The sequence below is a fragment of the Caldicellulosiruptor diazotrophicus genome (assembly GCF_017347585.1).
GTDB lineage: Bacteria > Bacillota > Thermoanaerobacteria > Caldicellulosiruptorales > Caldicellulosiruptoraceae > Caldicellulosiruptor > Caldicellulosiruptor diazotrophicus.
On record NZ_AP024480.1, the window covers coordinates 930236 to 946869 of the forward strand.

Annotated in this window: 19 protein-coding genes; 16 read left to right on the forward strand and 3 right to left on the reverse strand. The window is 35.9% G+C overall.

The window, feature by feature from the left end:
* Nucleotides 1-4: 4 nt before the first annotated feature.
* The 3 genes from fliD to CaldiYA01_RS04410 are packed head-to-tail and all read left to right on the forward strand — an operon-like array spanning nt 5 to nt 2489.
* Nucleotides 5-1579: a flagellar filament capping protein FliD gene (gene fliD, locus CaldiYA01_RS04400; RefSeq protein ID WP_207181836.1), complete on the forward strand. Its 1575-nt coding sequence runs from the start codon at nt 5-7 to the stop codon at nt 1577-1579.
* Nucleotides 1580-1631: 52 nt separating this feature from the next.
* A complete protein-coding gene (gene fliS, locus CaldiYA01_RS04405) occupies nt 1632-2009 on the forward strand; it encodes a flagellar export chaperone FliS (RefSeq protein WP_207181838.1) in 378 nt (125 codons plus the stop codon).
* Between the two features lie 15 nt (nt 2010-2024).
* Entirely contained in the window at nt 2025-2489 is a 465-nt protein-coding gene (locus CaldiYA01_RS04410) for a flagellar protein FlgN (protein ID WP_207181840.1), read from the forward strand.
* A 5-nt stretch (nt 2490-2494) separates the two neighbouring features.
* On the opposite strand, the gene CaldiYA01_RS04415 is transcribed toward CaldiYA01_RS04410, so the two are convergent.
* The 3 genes from CaldiYA01_RS04415 to thpR form a co-directional block, all read right to left on the reverse strand.
* The gene (locus tag CaldiYA01_RS04415) at nt 2495-2836 is read right to left on the reverse strand and encodes a DUF2442 domain-containing protein (protein WP_041723122.1); all 342 of its coding nucleotides are present in this window, start codon (nt 2834-2836) and stop codon (nt 2495-2497) included.
* Between the two features lie 168 nt (nt 2837-3004).
* Nucleotides 3005-4192, reverse strand: a complete 1188-nt coding sequence (locus tag CaldiYA01_RS04420; RefSeq protein WP_207181842.1) for an MFS transporter — start codon at nt 4190-4192, stop codon at nt 3005-3007.
* A 47-nt stretch (nt 4193-4239) separates the two neighbouring features.
* Entirely contained in the window at nt 4240-4791 is a 552-nt protein-coding gene (gene thpR, locus CaldiYA01_RS04425) for an RNA 2',3'-cyclic phosphodiesterase (protein WP_207181844.1), read from the reverse strand.
* Nucleotides 4792-4910: 119 nt separating this feature from the next.
* Here thpR and CaldiYA01_RS04430 point away from each other — a divergent pair, with 119 nt between their 5' ends.
* The 13 genes from CaldiYA01_RS04430 to larC all read left to right on the forward strand — a co-directional run bounded on the left by CaldiYA01_RS04430 (nt 4911) and on the right by larC (nt 16597).
* Complete coding sequence (locus CaldiYA01_RS04430) at nt 4911-5213, forward strand: hypothetical protein (RefSeq protein WP_207181846.1); 303 nt, start codon at nt 4911-4913, stop codon at nt 5211-5213.
* A 10-nt stretch (nt 5214-5223) separates the two neighbouring features.
* A complete protein-coding gene (gene proB, locus CaldiYA01_RS04435; RefSeq protein ID WP_207181848.1) occupies nt 5224-6024 on the forward strand; it encodes a glutamate 5-kinase in 801 nt (266 codons plus the stop codon).
* Nucleotides 6025-6045: 21 nt separating this feature from the next.
* Nucleotides 6046-7305, forward strand: a complete 1260-nt coding sequence (locus CaldiYA01_RS04440; protein ID WP_207181849.1) for a glutamate-5-semialdehyde dehydrogenase — start codon at nt 6046-6048, stop codon at nt 7303-7305.
* A gap of 22 nt (nt 7306-7327) precedes the next feature.
* Nucleotides 7328-7468, forward strand: a complete 141-nt coding sequence (locus CaldiYA01_RS12275) for a nucleotidyltransferase domain-containing protein (protein WP_238480591.1) — start codon at nt 7328-7330, stop codon at nt 7466-7468.
* Nucleotides 7428-7676, forward strand: coding sequence for a hypothetical protein (locus tag CaldiYA01_RS04445; protein ID WP_238480592.1), 249 nt, complete (start codon nt 7428-7430; stop codon nt 7674-7676). Before CaldiYA01_RS12275 ends, CaldiYA01_RS04445 begins: the two co-directional genes overlap by 41 nt.
* Nucleotides 7677-7787: 111 nt before the next feature.
* Nucleotides 7788-10151: an endonuclease MutS2 gene (locus CaldiYA01_RS04450; RefSeq protein ID WP_207181851.1), complete on the forward strand. Its 2364-nt coding sequence runs from the start codon at nt 7788-7790 to the stop codon at nt 10149-10151.
* 88 nt (nt 10152-10239) lie between these two features.
* Entirely contained in the window at nt 10240-10797 is a 558-nt protein-coding gene (lepB, locus tag CaldiYA01_RS04455) for a signal peptidase I (protein ID WP_207181853.1), read from the forward strand.
* 95 nt (nt 10798-10892) lie between these two features.
* A complete protein-coding gene (locus CaldiYA01_RS04460; RefSeq protein WP_207181855.1) occupies nt 10893-11417 on the forward strand; it encodes a DUF6106 family protein in 525 nt (174 codons plus the stop codon).
* A gap of 30 nt (nt 11418-11447) precedes the next feature.
* Nucleotides 11448-12914 (forward strand): IMP dehydrogenase, encoded by a 1467-nt coding sequence (gene guaB, locus CaldiYA01_RS04465; RefSeq protein WP_207181861.1) that lies wholly within the window; start codon nt 11448-11450, stop codon nt 12912-12914.
* A gap of 32 nt (nt 12915-12946) precedes the next feature.
* Nucleotides 12947-13819: an aldose epimerase family protein gene (locus CaldiYA01_RS04470; protein WP_207181863.1), complete on the forward strand. Its 873-nt coding sequence runs from the start codon at nt 12947-12949 to the stop codon at nt 13817-13819.
* 24 nt (nt 13820-13843) lie between these two features.
* Nucleotides 13844-14650 (forward strand): ATP-dependent sacrificial sulfur transferase LarE, encoded by an 807-nt coding sequence (larE, locus tag CaldiYA01_RS04475; RefSeq protein WP_207181872.1) that lies wholly within the window; start codon nt 13844-13846, stop codon nt 14648-14650.
* 27 nt (nt 14651-14677) lie between these two features.
* Nucleotides 14678-15439: a nickel pincer cofactor biosynthesis protein LarB gene (larB, locus tag CaldiYA01_RS04480; protein ID WP_207181881.1), complete on the forward strand. Its 762-nt coding sequence runs from the start codon at nt 14678-14680 to the stop codon at nt 15437-15439.
* A 30-nt stretch (nt 15440-15469) separates the two neighbouring features.
* Complete coding sequence (gene larC, locus CaldiYA01_RS04485; protein WP_207181885.1) at nt 15470-16597, forward strand: nickel pincer cofactor biosynthesis protein LarC; 1128 nt, start codon at nt 15470-15472, stop codon at nt 16595-16597.
* Nucleotides 16598-16634 lie beyond the last annotated feature (37 nt).

Sequence of the window (16634 nt, forward strand, 5' to 3'; positions counted from 1 at the left end):
AAAAATGAATGTAAATTCTACTAATTCGACAAACTATACAAATCCTTATGACATGTATAAATACTACACAAGAATAGGTGGGCTTGCAAGCGGGCTTGATACAGACTCAATCATCCAGGGTTTGATGAGTGTTGAAAAGACAAAGTACAATAAGCTGTATCAGCAAAAACAGCTTTTAGAGTGGCAAAGACAGGATTATATGGATATGGCAAGTGCCATATCAAGCTTTAAAGATTATGTTTTTAATCTCAAGCTTTCAAGTAACTTTGTAAAGTATAAGACAAGTGGGGAGGCTGTTGACTCTGGTTATGTTTCTGTTACAGGTACAGCTAATGCTCTTGAGGGAAATTATCAAATAAAAATTGAACAACTTGCAACCCAGGCGAATGCTGTAGTGAATGATCTTACGGTAATTACAAAAGATGATCAGAACAATGTAAAACTTAAAGTTGAACTGACAATTGGCAGTTCAACTGTCACAAAAACAATAGAGCTTACATGGAATCCAGGAGATTCTACTTCAACTTTTGGTGCTAATTTGGCAAAATCGATAAATGATGCATTTAGTAGTGATGGTGGATTGAAGGCTTATTACGACTCAACATTAAATAAATTAATAATAGCTTCTCAAAAGACAGGTAGCAATGTAAGTTTTACTGTGAAGGATGTAAACAACAATTATGCTCAAATAGCAAGTGGAACAGGAACAGATGCAAGGATTTATATAAAGGATAGTTTCAACAATGAATCACTTATTACCTCAACCACAAATACCATAAATGTCTATGGAATGAGCATCACATTGAATAAAGCAACATTGGATGTTCAAGGCAGTGCGCAGTATAAATCTTTTTCTATTTCAAAAGATGTTGATACGATTGTAAACAATATCAAGGACTTTATTAACAAATATAATGAACTTGTTAGCAAGATATACAACAAAATTACAGAGAAGCGAAACAGAGACTATTTGCCACTGACAGAAGAACAGAAATCTCAAATGAAAGATACTGACATTCAAAAATGGGAAGAAGCTGCTAAAAAAGGACTTTTATATGGTGATTCTATACTTTCAAGTTTTTTGGACAATATGCGAAACTACTTATACAAACAAGTTCCAGGTGTTCCTTCTAACTTAGATACCATATCTGAAGCAGGAATAGAAACATACAGCTATTTTGAAAGCAAAGAAGGAAAAATTTATATCAAAGATGAAGCTAAGCTCAGAGATGCAATAGCAAATAATTTTGATGCATTTGTTAAGCTGTTTACAAGCAGTGGTGACGACACAAAATCTATTGATGATGATGGGATTCTCCAGCGATTTTACAGCCTTGCAAATGATACCCTAAAGAAGATATATGACAAAGCTGGCAAACCATATTTTACAAACACATATGACCCCAATAGTTCTATAGGAAAGCAGCTAAGAGGTATTATTGATCAAATGAATGCTGAGCAAGAGAGACTGCAAAAGGTGGAAGATAGATATTACAGGCAGTTTACTCAGCTTGAGCAGTTAATTGCCCAAATGAATACTCAAAGCTCGTGGTTATCTCAACAGTTTAGTGGCAGGTAAGCATACTACTTATAGATATTTATAAGAAATAAACAATGAGGAGGCAAAATTTATGGACGCAGCAGCAAGATATCAAGAAGAAGTTATAATGACAAAGCCGCCTGAAGAACTTACTTTGATGCTTTATGATGGATGCATAAGATTTATCAAGCTTGCAATGCAGGCAATTGATGAAAAAAAGCTTGACAAAGCAAATGAGAATATTATCAAGGCAGAGAATATCATAACAGAACTCATGTCAACCCTTGATATGCAATATGAGATATCAAAAAATTTGATGAGCCTATATGATTTTATCTATAGATGGCTTATTCAGGCAAATTTAAAAAAAGACAAAAAATATCTTGAAGAGGCAGTTGAAATTGTGCAGGATTTGCGAAACACCTGGGCAGAGGCAATAAAGATTGCAAGACAGCAAAAGAATAAATAAAAAGGGCTGGGGTTTATGTATAATAAGCTTGTAAGTCTTCTTGAGGAAAAGGAAAAGCTTGTGGATAGGTTTTTGACTCTCACAAGTTTGCAGCAGGAGTATATTTTAAATGACCATTTTGATGAGCTTTCTAAGATTGTTGATGAAAAAGGGGATTTGATTGAGAAAATAAATAGAATAGACAGTGAGTTTTTAGAGGAGTTTGAAAGCATTAAAACTCAAAAGGGAATAAAAAGTTTTGATGAGATAACAGATATTGACAAAGAAACAGGCATTTTGCTCAAAAGCCTTACATCATCTATTTTGCAAAAACTTCAAGTGATAAAGGATATAGACGAAAAGAATAATATTTTAATTCGAGCAAAATTTGATGAGATAAAAAAGACTATAAAAAGCATGAGGTACAAAAAAGAGGCTTTGAAAGACTATTCCCAGTACAAACAAACCCAGTTTCCATCCGGCTTTGACAGGAAAGAATAGGGGGCTTAAAAAGCCCCTTCTTTGTCACTCTTTTGCCTGAATTCATTTTCAATCTTTTCAAAAAGCCAAGTAGGCTCTTGTACCTCAGGGCAAGTTTCATACAGAACAAGTGGGTCTAAGTCAAGGCAGGTTGTTTCATCGTAATTTCCACTTACATCCCATGCAAGTGTTCCATTTAAAACAGTGCATCTTTCCATAAAGAATTTTTTATCTTTGAGTCTTTGAAACTCACCCTTTTCAAGCAGAGTAGAGGCATCAAATAGTTTTATGCTACCATCATCAAAGTATATATACACCTTGTAATCCTCAGTAGGAATAACCTGTACAACCTCAGGATAGTATTCCATCATATATTAATCACCTCAAAAATTTCAAACTAAAGGATTAATCTCATCAGCCGTAGAAAATACAAATTTCTGGCATTTTTGTTTTCACTTCAGTTTGCACAATAGGTTTGTTCTTAATAAAATTATACTCTAAATTTCGCAAATCATATCTTAAAATTTTAAGGGTAACTAACTTTCAACTTTTATCTTCCTTACAAAATACAAATTCCCAAGCGCAAAGAAAGCTGCAAGTAAGAACACATATTCATACCCGAACTTATTCCACAGAAAGCCAGATAGCATAGGAAGGCTCATTGAAACTGCATGGTCCATGCTTGTGCCTGTTGAAAGAGTAGGAGTTAGGTCGTCAGGATGCTTTATAATTTTCTTTATGTATGTTGACCTTGCCATTGATGTTGCAAACATCAAGTTGTCAACGATGTAACACCCATATGCAATGGCAAGTGCGAGCCATTTTATTTTTATGTTCTCAGTTGCTGCATATCCAAGACATATAAGAAAGATTACTACCGCATCGAATGTGAGTATCTTCTTTTCGCCAAGTCTGTCAATGAGCCTACCGATTATATTTCTAAAACCAATTCCTAAAAATGAACAAATGATTCCAACAAGCGCAAAATTTGCAACAGGTTGTTTGAAAATCTTAATCAAAACCCAGGGTGCAAAGGTGATAAATATTTGTTTTCTTGCTCCAAAGAAGATTGAAAGCACGTAATAAAGCCAGTAATCTTTTTTGATGACAAACTTGAACCCTTTGTGTTCAGGTTTTCTTGGGAGTTTAACAGGCAGTAAAAATAATGCTGCAAATAGATACATCAGAGCAGCAACAACGTATGCTGTCTTGAAAGAAAAATTCAGAAATTTAAATCCTACCATAACTATAAAATAACCTATTATAGATGCAGCTGTTGCTACAGAACCAATAAGACCTAAAGTTTTTCCGTATTCCTCTTCTTTAGCAAGTTCCATTCCAATACTTGAGCTCAAGACCATGTTTAGATGTGTTCCTGTATTGTAAATAGCCGTCCATAAAATCAATAGCAGAAAAGTTGGAGCAAAAAATCCAAGACCAATTAGGGAAAATGAACATAAAATGGTTGCAATTATACTTACTCTCAAATCACCGAGGAAATATAGAAAGCCTATTAAGAATATAATCAAAAAACCAGGAGTTTCACGAGGAAACTCTAAAATTCCTCTTGCCATTGGAGAGATATTGTAGTTTGCAGCGATGTAGTTGTTAAATATTGTATCATTTATCCCACCGCCTATCCCCATAAAAGCGTTGGCAAATATAAATAGTATAATACTTGAGAAAACAGCGCTTAAACTTTGTTTGGCAAAATGTTTTGACACAGTTATTCAGTCCTTTCTTTTGCAAAATTCTAAAATAAATTTTGCAATCAGTGTAGCTGTATCTCAAATAGGGGTGTATAGACTCTTTTCCTATCTATCTCCTCACTCAAAAAAAGAATGACCTTTTCAACAGGAATTTCATCAAAAGAAAAGCTTTCAACATACTTTTGAAAATTCTCAAAAGGCTCATTTAACACAACATCCTGGGCAATTGTTATATGGGGTGTGTACTCTCTTTTTTCTCTTTCAAAGCCAACCTCCGCCATTGCGTCCTCAACAAGAGAAAAAAGGTTATTGAGTTTTTCAAGATTGCCATCTGGCTTTAGATACACAACTCTCAAGTTTCCATGCCCTTTAAAATATCCACAGGATGAGATTTTCAATGAAAAACGGGAAAAATCTTTTAGATTTTTTTCAAGCGCTTGTCTGATTTTTTCTACCTTTTCATATTCAATCTCACCCAAGAATTTGAGGGTTAAATGAAAGTTGTCAATGTACTTCCATCTACCTTTTTTGCTGATCGATTTTAAAAAGCTCTGCACTTCAACAATCTGCTCTTTTAAGCTTTTTGGGAAGTCAATACCAATGAATGTTCGCATTCTATCTTCATTCCTTTCAATAACGTAATTTTTAGAAAAATCTTTGAAGGGTACACATTAATTTGATAGAATAAATATAAGCAGCTCATATCTTAAATTTTATCAGGGGGAAGTGCATTATGGAAGTACTTTATAACGTAAAACTTTTATATCCAACAGACATTCCTGTATCACCAGGTGTTATAAACGTTGAAATTTATAAACCCCAACAAGGCAAACTTCCAATATACATCAAAAGCCTTGATGAAAACGACCCAAAAAGATTTATACTTAATATTGCTTCCATTATACAAGAAGAACTTCTAAAAAGAATAAATATTGATATTGTAAGTCAAACCCAGCTTTATGTGGTTGAAGAGAATTCAAAGTATAAAATCATTTTTAACAATAGCTTGAATGATTTTACCATAGAAAAGGAGTAGAAAGTGGAGAATGCGAGACTTTGGAAATGTAAAAAAGGTTGTTGTAAAGGTTGGAACAAGCACTGTGACGTATCCAACCGGTAAGCTAAATCTTTCGCGCTTAGAAAAACTTGCAAGAGTTCTTTCTGACATAAAAAATGAGGGAAGAGACGTTGTGCTTGTAACATCTGGTGCTGTTGCCTCAGGCTTGGGGCGGCTTGGGCTTACCAAAAATCACAAAACAACCCAGGAAAAACAAGCGCTCGCGGCAATCGGCCAAGGAATTTTAATGCAGATTTACGAAAAGCTTTTTGGTGAATACGGAGTTGTAGTTGCTCAGGTGCTTCTTACAAAGGATGTTGTGGATGAAGAGAAGAAGATGCTAAATGTTAAGAACACATTTGAGTACCTGTTCAAATATGGTGCAATTCCAATTGTGAACGAAAACGACGTTGTTGCAATTGAAGAGCTTGAGTTTGGCGACAACGATACTTTGTCTGCTTATGTTGCGACAATAATTGATGCAGATTTGCTTATAATTCTTTCTGACATAGATGGGCTATATTCAGGTGATCCACGTCTTTGCAAGGATGTAAAGCTCATAAAAGAAGTTTTTGAGATTGACTCATATGTAGAAAGTATTGCAGGTGGTGCAGGTACTGTCAACTCAACGGGTGGAATGCAGACCAAAATCGAAGCTGCTAAGATTGCAATGCAACATGGGATTCCTATGGTAATTGCAAACGGTGAAAATCCGTCAGTTGTAAAAGAGATTTTAGAGGGTAAGGAGATAGGAACTTTGTTTGTTAGTAAAAACACTGTTTCAAGATAAATGCAAGGGGGCAGAATAAAGATGAGCGATTTGATTGAAAAAGCGAAAAAGGTGAAAGAAGCGTCAAAAAAGCTCATGAACCTTTCTGAAAATGAAAAGAACAGGGCACTTTTATGCATATCTCAAAAGATATTAGAGAAGATGGATTTTATTTTGCAGGAAAACCAAAAAGATATGGAAAATGCTATCTCTAAAGGCATCAAAGGAGCACTTTTAGACAGGTTAAAGCTAACAGAGGATAGAATAAAGCAAATCTGCAAGGGGATTGAGGATGTTATAAAACTTCCTGACCCGGTTGGTGAAGTTATTTCTATGTGGAAGCGTCCCAACGGGCTTGTGATTGGTCAAAAGAGAGTGCCTATTGGCGCAATTGGAATAATCTATGAGGCAAGACCAAATGTTACTGTTGATGCAGCCGTTTTGTGTTTAAAAGCAGGGAACAGTGTCCTTTTGCGAGGCGGGTCTGAAGCGATAAACTCAAATGTTGCTCTTGTAAAGGTAATGAAAGAGGGTTTGCTTGAGGCTGGAATTGAGGAAGGTAGCATAGAGATTGTGGAGGACACATCACGAGAGACTGCTGTTGCCATGATGAAATTAAATGAGTATTTGGATCTTTTAATTCCACGTGGTGGTGCAAACCTTATAAAAACTGTTGTGCAGAACGCAACAGTTCCTGTGATAGAAACTGGTGTTGGAAACTGTCACGTTTTTGTTGATGAAAGTGCTGATTTTGAGATGGCAAAAGAAATAGTGATAAATGCAAAGACTCAAAGACCAGGTGTTTGCAACGCTGCTGAAAAGCTTTTAGTTCACAAAAATATAGCAGAGAGCTTTTTGCCAATGATTGTAAAAGAACTGATGGCAAAAGGTGTTGAAATAAGAGGTTGCAGTAAGACAGTTGAAATCTGCAAGCAAAATGGTATAGAAGTAAAAGAGGCAACTGAAGATGACTGGTACACAGAGTATTTGGATTTGATAATAGGTGTGAAGGTTGTTGATGGTGTTGATGCGGCAATAGAACACATAAATAAGTACGGTTCGAAACACTCAGAGGCAATTGTTACAAGAGATTATTTCAATGCACAAAAGTTTTTGGACTTGGTTGATGCAGCAGCTTGCTATGTAAACGCCTCAACAAGGTTCACAGACGGATTTGAATTTGGGTTTGGTGCAGAGATTGGGATCTCAACTCAAAAACTTCACGCAAGAGGTCCTATGGGATTAAAGGAGCTCACAACTATAAAATACATTATCTATGGAAGCGGGCAGATAAGAGAATAGAAGAAATTGGAGTTGATTTGTTGTGAGTGATATCAAACTGGAAAATTACCAAGATGTTATTAATAAAGTGGTTGAAGAGTTAAAAGAATTATATGGTGATAAACTAAGGAAAATAGTCCTCTATGGTTCATATGCTAAAGGAACTCAAAATGAAGAATTCTGATATTGATATAGCGGTATTAGTTGATGAGGACGAGCAAGTGTTAAAAGACTATGAAAATAAGTTGGATGAAATAATAAGTGAAATTGGATATAGAAGCTTTAAATTAATTTCTATAGTAGACATCAGTTATCAGAGATATATGCAATATAAAGAAATCTTACCTTACTATAAAAATATAGAGAACGAAGGGATTGTATTGTATGGATGAGTATATTCAATAATGGGCTGTTTTCATGAAATATGAAGACAGCCCGCTTTTGTTTTGTGGTATAATTAAAACTTGAGAACTTAAATTTCATATAAGAAGGGGTTTTGAAAGTTGAACCAAAAGACACTCAAAGCGTTGGAGTATGACAAGATAGTTGAGATTTTAAAAAACATGGCAAAGTCAACTCCAGCAAAGGAATATTTTGAAAACCTTATTCCATCAACCAATGTTGCAGATATAGAAAATGAACTTAATAAAGTCGATGAAGGCTACAGGTACGTTCTAAAGTATGGAAATCCACCAACTTTGGAGTTTGAAAATATACTGCCAAGCCTTAAGAAATCAAAGCTTGGGGCAACTTTAAATCCACAAGAGATTTTGCAAATTGGAAAAGTGTTGAAACTTTCTTATGAGATGCGAACTTATCTTTCTTACACACAAGACTTTAGTTTTCTTGAAAGTAAGAAAAAAAGACTTGTAAATTTAAAAGAGGTAATCTCAAGAATTGACCAGACATTTTTAACACCAGATGAAATCTTAGATACAGCATCGTCAAAGCTCAAGGAGATAAGAGATAAAATTAGAAAACTTGAAAATAAAATAAGAGACGAGTTAAATAGCATGATTCGCGACCCAAAAATCCAAAGGTTTTTGCAAGAACCAATTATAACAATCAGAGGTGAAAAGCTCTTACTTCCTGTTAAAGCGGAGTTTAGAAATGAAGTAAAAGGAATTGTCCATGACCAGTCAGCAACAGGTGCAACTTTATTTGTTGAGCCTTTTGTTTGTGTTGAGATATCAAATCAAATCAGAATTTTGAAAAATCAAGAAAAAGAGGAAATAGAAAGAATTTTGCAAGAGATATCCTCTTTGATAGCAAGCTATTGTGAGGAAATTGAAACGTCTTTTTATGCACTTGTTGAGCTTGACATAGTATTTACGAAAGCTATTTGGGCAAAAGAAATGAACGCAAGCAAACCAATAATAACTACAGATGGCATTATAAATCTCAAAAAAGCTCGGCATCCATTAATACAAAAAGACAAGGTTGTTCCTATTGATATTCATTTAGGCAAAGACTTCGACGTTCTTATAATAACAGGCCCAAACACAGGTGGAAAGACTGTAACGCTAAAGACGGTTGGACTTTTTTGTCTTCTTTGCCAGAGCGGAATATTCATCCCAGCAGATGAGGGTTCTGAGCTTTGCATATTTCAAAAGATTTTTGCTGATATTGGAGATGATCAAAGTATAGTTCAGAGTCTTTCCACATTTTCAGCACATATGAAAAACATCATTGAAATAACAAAAAATGCAGATGATAAAACTCTTGTGCTATTAGATGAGATTGGAGCAGGTACAGACCCTGAAGAAGGTGCAGCTTTGGCGAAGGCAATCTTGAAATATCTTTCTGAGAAGGGCAGCAAGGTAATAGCTACAACACACTATGGTGAGCTAAAAATATTTGCTCAGCAAGAAGATCGATTTGAAAACGCTTCTTGTGAGTTTGATGTAAAAACCCTAAAGCCTACGTACAGGCTTTTGATAGGAATTCCAGGAAGGAGCAATGCGCTTGTAATTTCATCCAATCTTGGGCTTGACAAAGGTATTGTTAAGATGGCAAGAGGGTATCTGTCTCAAAAGACAATTGATCTTGACAGAATAATAAACGAAATGGAACAAAAGAGAAAAGAAGCTGAAGAAAACCTTGAACTTGCTCAAAAATTGAGGCATGAAGCACAAGCTTTAAAGGCGGCGTATGAAGAAGAGAAGAAAAGGTTTGAGACTGAAAGAGAGAGAATTCGCAAAAAGGCCATAAATGAGGCAAAGGAGATTGTAGAAAGATCACAGTATGAAATAGAAAATCTTTTTAAAGACCTTCGAAAACTTGCTGAAAACTTAAAGGAAAAAGAAATTTTAAAGGAGTTAGAAGAGAAAAAAAGAGAATATGAAATGCTGATTAAAAGCATATCGCAGCAGGAAAAACAAGAAGCTGAGGCCAAAACCAAAAAAGAAATACAGAATCTTCGCTTAGGTCAAAAAGTGTATGTCAGAAGCTTTGATGCTGAGGGGTTTGTCGAAAGCCTGCCAGACTCAAAGGGAAATCTTACTGTCCAGATAGGTATTATGAAGATAAATGTCAACCTTTCTGATATTGAAGAAGTGGACGGACAAGATAGAAAAATATCTCAAATAGCATCTAAAAATGCAATAATCAAAGAAAAGAACATTGACATGTTCATTGATGTAAGGGGCAAAACAAGCGATGATGCAATTTTAGAGGTTGACAAATACTTAGATGATGCATACACAGCTGGTCTAAAACAAGTAACAATAATCCATGGAAAAGGTACGGGGGCTTTGCGTCAAGCTATAAGGAATTTTTTGAGACGTCACCCTCATGTAAAATCATTCAGAGATGGAACATATGGGGAGGGCGAACAGGGTGTTACAGTGGTTGAGTTGAAAGACTAATGATTTATTGATATTGACTTGGTAGATAAATTCAATTAAACTTATATTTAAGCTTCTATTTTTTAACTTAAAAAAAGGAGACGAACTTATGATGGAACAGCATCAAACACTGAAACTTCAAAACAAAGTAGTGAAAGAAGCAGTTGAGTGGATTTTGTGGATTGGCGGTGCAGTGCTTATTGCTCTTATCCTGCGCACTTATGTCTTTTCACTTGTAATTGTCCCGACCGGCTCAATGCTCAACACAATTCAGCTAAACGATAGGCTCTTTGTATATAAGCTTGGTTATGTCCTTCATATAGAAGATGTCAAAAGAGGAGACATTGTGGTTTTCAAGTATCCAGACGATAGAAAAACTTTATATGTCAAAAGGGTTATAGGTCTTCCTGGCGACACAATCGAGATAAAAGATGGTGTTTTGTACATCAACGGTAAAGTCTATAAAGAAAACTATTTAAAAGAACCTATGATAGGAAGTTTTGGGCCATACAAAGTTCCGCCAGGACACTATTTCATGATGGGTGATAACAGGAACGATTCTCACGACAGCCGGTTCTGGGAGCATAAATATGTTCCAAGAGATGATATTTTGGGTAAAGTTGTTTTCAGGGTATATCCGTTTAGCCGCGCAGGAATAGTAAAATAATGAAAAACAAAAAGTTCGGATAGTGACAAAAGTTTATTTTTTGATAAATTTGTTGTTTAAAAAATTAAAATTGTTCGGAGGGTTGATATTAAGTTATGAATGATGTTTTCCATGAACAGTTAATCGTAAGAAGAAAGACATCGAGTGAAAAAGCAAAACAAGTACTCATTATTATCGGCGGGGTATTAGTTGGATTTATTACATTCTTTATACCAATAATAAACACGTTGGGGCCTGTTCTGTTAGTCTTAGCTATATGGGGTGCAATTTATCTTTCGAGAAACTACAACATTGAATATGAATATGCAGTAACAAACCACTATCTTGATATAGACAAGATAGTTGCCCAAAGAAAACGAAGTAGGATTGTTTCTTTAGATATCCGGAAAATTGATTATTTTATTTCTTCAAAAGACTCAAGTATGTTTAACGCTCAGAAGAATGACAAAAGTATTGTCCAGTCATTTGACTGCACGTCAAACAGTGGCGAAGAGAATGTATATGCAATTGTTGCCAATGTAGAAGGTAAAAAAACAAGAATCTTGTTTGAGCCTAACGAAGAGATAGTTCAGGCAATAAACAAGTTTTTCCAGAAAAAATCTTATCAAATTTATAGATAAAAAATCTTTCTAAAGGAGTTTGAGATTAAGATGGCATTTGAAGACAAAATAATCAAAGAAGCACTGACATTTGATGATGTTTTGCTTGTACCTCAATACAGCGAGGTTTTGCCAAAAGATGTAGATGTTTCGACTTATCTTACAAAGACAATAAAACTCAACATTCCTCTTATGTCAGCTGGGATGGATACTGTAACAGAGTCGCGTATGGCAATTGCTATTGCCCGTGAGGGTGGAATTGGTGTTATTCACAAAAATATGACAGTGGAAGAGCAGGCAAGCGAGGTAGACAAAGTAAAAAGGTCTGAGCATGGTGTTATAGTTGACCCATTTTATTTATCCCCTGACAACAAGATATATGAAGCGATGGAACTTATGGCAAAGTATCGAATTTCAGGTGTTCCAATAACAGTAAATGGCAAGCTTGTTGGTATCATAACAAACAGGGATATTCGATTTGAGACAGACTATTCAAAACCAATAAAAGAGGTCATGACTTCAAGTAATCTTATCACTGCGAAAGAAGGCATCACCTTAGAAGAAGCCAAGGAGATTATGAAAAAACATAAAATAGAAAAACTTCCCATTGTTGATGATGAAGGAAATCTAAAAGGTCTTATCACCATAAAGGATATTGAAAAGGCAGTAAAGTACCCAAATGCAGCAAAGGACAGCAAAGGAAGGCTTCTGTGTGCTGCTGCTGTAGGTGTATCAAAAGACACAGATGATCGTGTTGACGCACTTGTTAAAGCCCAGGTTGATGTTATTGTTGTTGACACAGCTCACGGACATTCAAAAGGTGTAATTGAAACGGTAAAGAGGATAAAGTCAAGGTATCCACACATTCAGGTTATTGCGGGCAATATTGCAACTGCTGAGGCTGCCCGTGATTTGATTGAGGCTGGAGCAGACTGTGTAAAGGTTGGAATTGGACCTGGGTCTATTTGTACAACAAGAGTTGTTGCAGGTATTGGTGTACCTCAGATAACTGCTATAATGGATGTTGCTGAGGTTGCGAAAGAATATGGCATTCCAGTCATTGCCGATGGTGGAATCAGATATTCTGGGGATATAACAAAAGCACTGGCAGCTGGTGCTGATGTTGTCATGATAGGAAGTCTTTTTGCAGGATGTGAAGAGAGCCCTGGCGAGTGTGAGATTTACCAGGGACGAAGGTTTAAGGTTTACAGAGGCATGGGTTCGCTTTCTGCAATGAAAGCAGGAAGCAAGGATAGATATTTCCAAGAAGATGCTTCAAAGCTTGTTCCTGAAGGGGTTGAGGGTAGAGTTCCTTATAAAGGTCCGCTTGAAGACACTGTTTTCCAACTTATTGGTGGTTTGAAGTCTGGTATGGGTTATTGTGGGGCAAGGACCATAAAAGAGCTTCAACAAAAGGCAAAGTTTGTCAAGGTTACCCAGGCTGGTGTCAGAGAAAGCCATCCGCATGACATCTACATCACAAAAGAAGCACCAAACTATTCGGTTCATGTTGAGTAGTCAGAAGTTTTGAATAGGGGAGGAAAGTTGTTTTGGAATTTGTAGAAAAATATCTTGAAAATGGTTTGGAGCTTGTTAAGATATATTCAAAAACAAAAAATTCATATTTTACAGTTGCACCCGAACGGGGTGCAATTGTTATTTTACTTAATCTTTCAGGAAAAGATATTCTTTACTTAAATAAGACCACGCTTTTTGACAGAACAAAAAACATAAGAGGCGGAATACCAGTTTTGTTCCCCATATGTGGCAGAGTTGTGGATGGAAAGATTTTTTTCAAAGGTCAAGAGTTTGAAATGAAAAATCATGGATTTGCAAGAGACAGCAGTTTCAACATAGCAGGGTACATTGATATGCCAGATAAAAATGGTGTAATTTTGAGGCTATCAAGTAGCGAATTTACAAAAAGATTATATCCATACGATTTTGAACTTTTGCTTGAGTATCTACTAAATGATGAAGTGTTTGAAGTGAAGATGATTGTAAAAAATGAGGATAGTGGCATAATGCCTTTTTATGCAGGATTTCATCCTTATTTTCTATGCAACAAAGATGAATTTACTATCAAGCTTGAATGCGAAAAGTGTTTTGATGATGTTGAGAAAAGGTTTATTGATCTTCAGGATTTCAAAGAGATTGATTTTTCAAAACCGGAGATTAACCTTGACTTTTTGGATGTAGGAAGTAGAGAGGTTGAAATTACTCTTGACAGGGATAAAAAAATAGTGCTTTTGAAAGATGAAAATTTCAAGAACATAGTGGTTTGGTCTTTAAAAGATTTTGACTTTGTATGTGTTGAGCCATGGATGGGCGAACATGAAGGGTATATAAATAATAAGTTTTATTACTTAGAGCCAGGAGCAATCTTTGAAGGTTGGTTTGCAATAAAACTTTCATGCAAGTAAACTAAAAGAGGCAGGGATAAAACATTGGTAGATAAAAAAATGGCGTATGAAAAACTCGAAAGGCTAAGGGAAATTATAAAAGATTATAAGAGCGTGCTTGTAGCATTTTCAGGTGGAGTTGACTCTACATTTTTGTTAAAGGTTTCGTTTGATGTGCTGGGGGAAAAAGCCATCGCCGTGTTTTCAAGTTCAGTTTTGAGCCCGCAAAGTGAAAAGGAAGATGCAGCAAAGCTTGCAAAAGACATTGGGGCAAGGCTGATTGTTATAGAAAGAGACGTTTTTTCTAATGAGGATTTTATGAAAAATGATAAACTTAGATGCTATTATTGCAAAAAAGATTTGATAAAAAGGTTAAAAGTATTGAAAGAGGAGCTGAATCTGAAGGAAATAATTGAAGGTTCAAACATGGACGACCTTCAGGATTATAGACCCGGCAGAAAAGCTCTTGAGGAAGAAGGTATAAAAAGTCCTCTGGTTGAAGTAGGACTTGCTAAAGAGGAGATAAGGTATTTGTCGAAAGAATTTGAGCTTTCCACGTATCAAAAACATTCTTCTGCCTGTTTGGTTACAAGAATTCCATATGGTGACGAAATTACATTGGAAAAACTTCAAATGATAGAAAAGGCAGAGGATTTTTTGGTTCAAAAAGGATTTTCACAGGTGAGAGTAAGACATCACGGAGCTATTGCGCGAATTGAGGTTGCAAAAGAGGATCTACCAAAATTTTTCGACCTTAAACTGCATGATGAAGTTTCAAACGCTTTGAAAGCCTTGGGATTTAAGTATGTAACGCTTGACCTTTCCGGCTACAGAACAGGAAGCATGAACTGATTTGACACGAAAGGAAGAAGGTAGAAAATGGATGTAAGAAAAATACTTGAAGATGTTAGAGAGGGCAAAATTTCGGTTGACGAAGCGATGAAGATTTTTGCAAAAATGCCGTTTGAAGACATTGACTTTGCAAAGATTGACCATCACCGCAAGCTCAGACAGGGCATGTCTGAGGTAATCTTTTGCGAGGGGAAAACAAAGGATCAAGTTTTAAAGATTTTTGAGAGGATGATTGAAAGAGGAGAAGTAAACATTATTGGCACAAGGGCAAGCAGAGAACAGTATGAGTACTTAAGAGAACATCTTAAAGATGATGTGATATATTATGATACAGGTAGGATTATCTGTGCAAAAAGGGTTGAGATTATCAAAAATCCAAAAGGACACGTTGCAGTTGTGTCTGCTGGAACTGCTGATTTGAAAGTGGCGGAAGAAGCAGCTATAGTTTTAGAGATTTTAGGAAACAATGTAAAGAGAATGTACGATGTTGGTGTTGCAGGAATCCACAGATTGTTTGCGCATCTTGATGAAATTCAGTCCGCCAATGCAGTGGTTGCAGTTGCTGGTATGGAAGGTGCACTTGCATCAGTTGTTGCTGGGCTTGTTTCAAAACCTGTTATTGCTGTTCCAACATCTATTGGATATGGTGCAAATTTTAAAGGCCTCTCAGCTCTACTTACCATGCTAAACTCCTGTGCAAACGGTGTTTGTGTTGTCAACATTGACAATGGATTTGGTGCAGCCGTTGTTGCCCATATGATAAATTCGCTTGCAAATCAGAACTTGTAAAGAAGGAAGAAAAAGAGGAGGAAATTTTTTATGATTCTCTATTTTGATGCAATCTCAGGCCTTGCAGGTGATATGCTTGTTGCATCGCTGATTGACTGCGGAGTTGATTTTGAATATATAAAGTCAAATATCTCAATTTTAAAGCTTAACGTTAATCTTTCGGTCGAGGAGAAATTTGTAAATGGTATTAAAGCAAAAAGGTTTATAGTAAATACTCATTCACATGACCATGACCATGAACATAACGGCAATAGTATTCACCATCACAGAACTTTTAAAGATATAAAAAAGATGCTTATAGAAAGCTCTTTGCCAGAGGACGTAAAAGAAATGTCGGTCAAAATTTTTGAAAAAATTGCTTTGGCAGAGGCAAAGGTTCATGGTATGAATCCAGATGATATTTCTTTTCACGAGGTTGGGGCAGATGATTCAATAGTGGATATTGTTGCATTTTCTCTTTGTATAGATTATTTAAAGCCTGAAAGAATAATCTTTTCGCCTCTTTGTGACGGCAGAGGTTTTACAAAATCCATGCACGGCATTATTCCTGTACCAGCACCAGCTGTTTTAGAGATTGCAAGACAAAATGGTGTTCCACTTTCCACAAAGGATATCGAATCTGAGCTCATAACCCCAACAGGCATTGGGATTGCAGCAGCAGTTGCAAGCTCATTTTCCCAAATGCCGAATATGACCATCGAAAAGATTGGGTATGGTGCAGGGACAAAAGATCTTCCTATTCCCAATGTTGTGAGAGCTATAGTTGGAAAAAAAAAACTGAATTTTGATGGCGATTATTTTGAAATATTTGCAAACGTTGATGATATGACAGGTGAACATCTTTCGCTTGCACTTGAGAAGATAATGCAAAGCGGTGCTTTGGATGTCTATTTTACTCCAATTTTCATGAAAAAAGGTCGGCCTGCTTACAAGATTGGGGTTATAACAAAAGCTCAAAACTTTGATGATGTAGTATCTGCAATCTTTCGGTGGACATCTACTATTGGCATTAGATTTGTAAAAATGCAAAGGATAGAGATGGAAAGACAGGAGAAGAGAATTCAGGATAATCCCGAGCTGAGATTAAAGATAAGTTCTTATGAAGATATTAAAAAAATCAAACTTGAATTTGAAGATATTAAAAAGTTAACTGAATAATAAAAAAGATGAGAAAGGGGCAATCCTAAAAATACAT